Source organism: uncultured Tenacibaculum sp. (assembly GCF_947495995.1).
GTDB lineage: Bacteria > Bacteroidota > Bacteroidia > Flavobacteriales > Flavobacteriaceae > Polaribacter.
The window spans coordinates 86072-92250 of record NZ_CANMAX010000012.1; the positions used below are offsets into that span (position 1 = coordinate 86072).

At 32.0% G+C, this 6179-nt stretch carries 5 protein-coding genes and 1 pseudogene; 5 read left to right on the plus strand and 1 reads right to left on the minus strand.

Annotated elements, in window-relative coordinates; genetic code table 11:
- The first annotated feature begins 9 nt into the window (after positions 1–9).
- Positions 10–2235, plus strand: coding sequence for an NADP-dependent isocitrate dehydrogenase (locus tag Q1A15_RS19830; RefSeq protein ID WP_299628013.1), 2226 nt, complete (start codon positions 10–12; stop codon positions 2233–2235).
- Between the two features lie 60 nt (positions 2236–2295).
- On the opposite strand, the gene Q1A15_RS19835 is transcribed toward Q1A15_RS19830, so the two are convergent.
- Positions 2296–3126 carry a mechanosensitive ion channel domain-containing protein gene (locus Q1A15_RS19835; RefSeq protein ID WP_299628015.1) on the minus strand — a complete coding sequence of 277 codons (831 nt, stop codon included), beginning with the start codon at positions 3124–3126 and terminating at the stop codon, positions 2296–2298.
- Between the two features lie 89 nt (positions 3127–3215).
- Here Q1A15_RS19835 and murQ point away from each other — a divergent pair, with 89 nt between their 5' ends.
- From murQ to Q1A15_RS19855, 4 genes and pseudogenes are all read left to right on the plus strand, one after another.
- Complete coding sequence (gene murQ / locus Q1A15_RS19840; protein WP_299628017.1) at positions 3216–4034, plus strand: N-acetylmuramic acid 6-phosphate etherase; 819 nt, start codon at positions 3216–3218, stop codon at positions 4032–4034.
- Positions 4027–4263: a DUF6095 family protein gene (locus tag Q1A15_RS19845; protein ID WP_299628019.1), complete on the plus strand. Its 237-nt coding sequence runs from the start codon at positions 4027–4029 to the stop codon at positions 4261–4263. Before murQ ends, Q1A15_RS19845 begins: the two co-directional genes overlap by 8 nt.
- Positions 4263–5309: a hypothetical protein gene (locus Q1A15_RS19850; RefSeq protein ID WP_299628021.1), complete on the plus strand. Its 1047-nt coding sequence runs from the start codon at positions 4263–4265 to the stop codon at positions 5307–5309. Before Q1A15_RS19845 ends, Q1A15_RS19850 begins: the two co-directional genes overlap by 1 nt.
- 289 nt (positions 5310–5598) lie before the next feature.
- Positions 5599–6179: pseudogene (locus Q1A15_RS19855) on the plus strand (hypothetical protein); the annotation flags it as partial.

A 6179-nucleotide genomic window follows, 5' to 3' on the forward strand; every position in this document is an offset into this window, starting at 1 on the left:
AGATAATTTATGAGCGCAACTGCAAAAATTATGTATACAAAAACAGACGAGGCTCCAGCGTTAGCTACCCGTTCGTTTTTGCCTATCGTAAAAGCATATACAAAGTCATCTAATATAGAAATTATAACTAAAGATATTTCTTTAGCAGGAAGAATATTAGCTAACTTCTCGGAATACTTATCTGAAGAGCAACGTGTAGAAGATGCTTTAGCTTTTTTAGGAGAATTAGCAACTAAACCTGAAGCTAATATCATTAAACTTCCAAATATTAGTGCTTCTGTACCGCAATTAAAAGCTGCAGTTAAAGAACTTCAACAATTAGGATATGCTTTACCAGACTATCCAGAAGAAGTTGAAACAGATGAAGATAAAAAAGTTCTAGCTTTATATAATAAAGTAAAAGGTTCTGCTGTAAACCCAGTATTACGTGAAGGTAACTCTGATCGTCGTGCTCCAAAAGCAGTTAAAAATTATGCAAAGAAAAATCCTCATTCAATGGGAGCTTGGAGTTCAGACTCTAAAACTCACGTTGCTACTATGGGAGATAACGACTTTGCTCATAACGAAAAGTCTGTAACTGTAGCTAATGCAACAGATGTTAAAATAGTACATACAGATGCTAACGGAACTGAAACAGTTTTAAAAGCTAGCACTTCATTATTAGCAGGAGAAATTATTGATGCTTCTGTAATGAACAAAAAAGCTTTACTAACTTTCTTAGATAAAGAAATTAAAGATGCTAAAGATCAAGGTATCTTATTCTCTTTACACATGAAAGCTACTATGATGAAAGTTTCAGATCCAATTATTTTTGGTCACGCTGTAAAAACTTTCTTCAAAGATGTTTTTGCTAAGCATGGAGAAACTTTTGAAGAAATTGGAGTTGATGTAAACAATGGTTTCGGAAACTTATTAAGTAACTTAGATGAAGTTTCTGCTGAAAAGAAAGCTGAAATTTTAGCTGATATTGAAGCTGTATACGCAAATAACCCTGATGTAGCAATGGTTGATTCTGATAAAGGAATCACAAACTTACATGTTCCTTCAGATGTTATTATTGATGCTTCTATGCCAGCTATGATTCGTACTTCTGGTCAAATGTGGAATAAAGAAGGAAAGCAACAAGATACCAAAGCTGTAATTCCAGATAGTTCTTACGCTTCATTATACCAAGCTACTATAGAGTTCTGTAAAGAAAATGGAGCTTTTGATCCAACAACTATGGGAACTGTTCCCAATGTAGGATTAATGGCTAAGAAAGCTGAAGAATATGGATCTCATGACAAAACTTTTGAAATCGCTGCTGATGGAAAAGTTTCTGTTATCGATAGCGAAGGAAATACTTTAATAGAGCACACTGTTGAAGCTGGTGATATATGGAGAATGTGTCAAACTAAAGATGCTCCAGTTAAAGATTGGGTTAAGTTAGCTGTAACAAGAGCTGAAGCTATGCAAGCTCCTGCTGTATTTTGGTTAGACAAAAACAGAGCTCACGATGCTGAATTAATTAAAAAAGTAGAAGCATATTTACCAGAACATGATACAACTGGATTAGAGATTTTAATCAAATCTGTCTCTGAAGCAACTTCTTATACTTTAACAAGAGTTAAAAATGGAGAAGATACTATTTCTGTTACAGGAAATGTTTTACGTGACTACTTAACAGATTTATTCCCTATTTTAGAATTAGGTACTTCTGCAAAAATGTTATCTATCGTTCCTTTAATGAATGGTGGTGGTTTATTTGAAACTGGTGCTGGTGGATCTGCTCCTAAACACGTTCAACAATTCGTTGGTGAGAATCACTTACGTTGGGATTCTTTAGGTGAATTCTTAGCTTTAGCTGTTTCATTAGAGCATTTAGGACAAACTAATAATAACGACAAAGCTTTAGTTTTAGCTGAGACTTTAGATGATGCTATTGAGAAATTATTAGATAATAAAAAATCTCCTTCAAGAAAAACAGGAGAATTAGACAACAGAGGTAGTCATTTTTATTTAGCAATGTATTGGGCACAAGAATTAGCTTCTCAAGATAAAAATGCTGAATTAAAAGCTGAATTTTCTGCTGTAGCTGATAAAATGAAAGCTAACGAAGATAAAATTGTAAATGAATTAAATGAAGTTCAAGGTAAAGCTATAGAAATTGGTGGATACTATATTCCTACTGATAATTTAGCTGACAGTTTCATGAGACCAAATGAAACTTTAAACTCAATTTTAGCTGAACTATAATTTGATTTAAAATAAATATAAAAGCCGGTTAAAAAAACCGGCTTTTTTTATTGCTTAAATTTACTTTTCCATTGTTACAATACGTTGTGGTAACGGAGCTTTATATCCTGCATCTCCTAATGCTTCAACTATTTTCTGACGAGTATCCCAATATACATCCCAGTAATTATTACAATCAACATAAGGTAACGCTAATAATTCAACACTATTTTCTCCTAAATTGTTTACTGCAACTCTTGGCTCCTTCCCTACTTCTTTCAATACATTTGCATCATTCTTTAAAACATCTAAAACTATTTCTTTAGCTTTTTTAATATCTGCTCCATAACGAATAGCGAAAGGCATATCAACTCTTAAACTTCCAATAGCCGTTAAATTTGTAATCTTATTAGATGTAATTGCTGAATTTGGGATAATTTCAGTTTCATTTTGAAAAGTTTCAATAACGGTTACAAAAACAGAAATCTCTTTAACAAAACCAAAAGCCCCATTAGTTTTAATTAAATCTCCAACTTTAAAAGGTCTGAAAATTAAAAGCATTACTCCAGATGCTAAATGACCTAATGATCCGTTAAATGCACTTCCTATTGCAAAAGCAGCAGCAGCGATAACAGCTGCGAAAGATGCGGTTGGTATTCCTACTATTCCAGCTATAGAAATTAATAATAAAGCCTTTAAAGCAAAACCTATTAGTGTTATTAAAAACGGACGTAATGTTTCATCAACATGTTTGCTTTCAAATACCTTGGCTACTGTTCTCATTAACATCCCTATAATCCATAAACCAAGAATTAAAGCTGCAAATGCTCCAATTAATTTAAGTCCCCAATCCCCAAATCCTGAAGCTATAGAATTGTAAAAATTTGATATTGATTCTGTTACTGTTTTCATAAATTGATTTTTAATTAATTACATAAAATAAGACACCACTTATCTACTTTTAGTCACCTTCTACCAATAATTAATTGTAAATTTGAAGCATGGATTTTATCAAAACTACAGAGCAAGAATCAAATTATAACGATCTTGAAAAGATGAATTTAACCGAATTATTAACCAATATTAATAATGAGGATAAAACTGTACCTCTAGCTGTTGAAAAAGCAATTCCACAGATAGAAAAATTGGTAGAATCTATAGTTTTAAAATTAGAAAAAGGTGGCCGTTTATTTTATTTAGGAGCTGGAACTAGTGGTAGACTTGGTGTAGTAGATGCTTCTGAATGTCCTCCAACTTTTGGTGTATCGTATGATATTGTAATCGGATTAATAGCTGGTGGAGATACTGCCATAAGAAAAGCTGTAGAATTTGCTGAAGATTCTAAAGATCAAGGTTGGAAAGATTTAAAAAAGCATCAAATATCAGATAAAGACGTTGTTATTGGTATAGCAGCTTCTGGAACTACTCCATACGTAATAAACGCATTAAAAGAATGTAATGCAAATAATATTATTACGGGTTGCATAACTTGTAATGAAAACAGTACGTTAGCTTTAACAGCAAAATTTCCTATCGTGGTAGTGGTTGGTCCAGAATTTTTAACAGGAAGTTCAAGAATGAAAGCTGGAACAGCTCAAAAGCTAGTTCTTAATATGATTTCTACTACTACCATGATTAAATTAGGAAAAGTAAAAGGTAATAAAATGATTGACATGCAATTATCTAACAAAAAATTGGTAGAAAGAGGTGAAAAAATGTTAGTTTCTGAGTTAAATGTAGACTTAACTACTGCTAAGGAGTTATTAGAAACACATGGAAATGTTAGAGAAGCAATTAGAAAACACAAAAGTAATGAGTAATAAATCATACGAAAAACCAGTAAAAAAATTCTTGGTTTTACTTTCTTTATTAGTGATTTCTCCTGTTGTCTTAAGTTTAGCTTTTAGAGCTTTAAGAAGTTTCCATGAGATGCCAAAAATAATAATAGCATATATTTTATTAATTTTGGGTATCTTACTAGTATTATATACGGTTTATTTTGGTTTCAAGACTTTTAAATCTTTATTAGATACACTTTTTGACGATTAATGAGTAAAACTAAGTTTGAAAAAATACGAAATTGGGAATATTGGCCTTCGTCAATGTTTTACGTTCCTAATTTGCCTTATGCATTTTACCTTGCCATAAGAGCAAAGCATCCTGCATTTTTTAGTGCTGCTAATCCTGCCATAAAAAGCTCTGGTAATGGAACAGAAAGTAAATTTCATACAATTCAACTAGTACCTGAAAAATATCGTCCAAAATCTGTTTTAATCCCTCCTAATAAATGCTTTCAAAAAGTTTTAGAAGAAATTAAAAACCAGAATATTAATTTTCCGCTAATAGCTAAACCAGATATTGGATTCAGAGGTTTATTAGTAGAAAAAATTAATTCAGAAAATGATTTAGAAGTATATCTAAAAAATTATCCTATAGACATTATAGTTCAAGAATTTTTAGATCATGAAAATGAATGTGGCATTTTTTATCACAGAAACCCCAATAAAGATTCTGGACACATTAGTTCTATCACTCTTAAAAAATTTATTTCAGTTAAAGGAGATGGAAAATCAACTTTACGTGAATTAATAATGAATGATGATAGAGCTTGTATTTATATCGAACTCTTTGAAAAGATTCATAAAACGAGTTTGAACAACATCCCCTCAAATAATAAAAACATTAAACTTACCGTAATCGGTAATCATTCAAAAGGAACTCAGTTCATAAATGGTAATCATTTAATCTCCAATAAATTAGAACGTACTTTTGACGATCTAAGTAAATCAATAAATGGTTGGTATTATGGACGAGTGGATTTAAAATACAATTCTTTTGAAAACCTAGAAAATGGTCAAGATTTTAAAGTTCTAGAAATAAATGGAATTATAGCTGAACCCACTCATATTTATGATGCTAAAAACTTCACTTATTTTCAAGCTTTAAAAGCAATTCGAATACATTGGAAATCTTTATTTCAAATATCTGTTATTAATCATAAAGTACACAAAATCCCTTACAAAAGTGCAAAAAAATTCATCCACGAAATGTTTGAACTTAAAAGTTACATTTCATCGATAAAAAAACTCCAATAAAAGATAAAAAATGTCTTTTTAACTACTAACACACTGATAAAATAGTTTTTGTGACTATTTTAAGCTACGTGTGTCTTAAATTATACATTAACGTTTTATTACATTTATGCAATAGAAAATTACCCCGATTATGAAGAAAATCATTTCTCTATTAGTAGCTATAATAGGATTTTCTAGTTATTCTCAAGTTAAAGTTGGTGACAACCCTAATGTCATAGATATTAACTCAATACTTGAATTAGAAAGTTCAGATAAAGTTTTCGTTCTTACACGAGTATCAAACTTACAAATGAATCGAATTACCCCACTTGAAGGGGCTTTGGTTTACAACATTGATGAAAAATGTGTATTCCAATTCATAGGCACTAGCTGGAATAGCTTGTGTAATGGCGGAGCAGCCAGACAACTTCTTTTCGATTCATCAACAAATATTTTAACAATTTCAGATGGAAATTCTGTTGATCTATCCCCTCTTGTTAATGATGCAGATAGTGACCCTCGAAATGAGGTGAACATTTCATTTAGAGTAAACGGAAGTAATTTAGAAATAACTGATAGTAATGGTACTCTATCTGTTCCTATTGCTGATCTGGTTGCTGCTGGCGCAAAAGGGGAAACTGGTGATAAAGGACCTGTTGGTGACAAAGGTGAAGTTGGCGATAAAGGACCTGTCGGAGATAAAGGTGAAGTTGGTGATAAAGGAGAAGTTGGAGACAAAGGACCTGTCGGAGATAAAGGTGAAGTTGGCGATAAAGGACCTGTCGGAGACAAAGGTGAAGTCGGAGACAAAGGAGAAGTCGGTGATAAAGGACCTGTCGGAGATAAAGGTGAAGTTGGTGATAAAGGGCCTGTCGGAGATAAAGGTGAAGT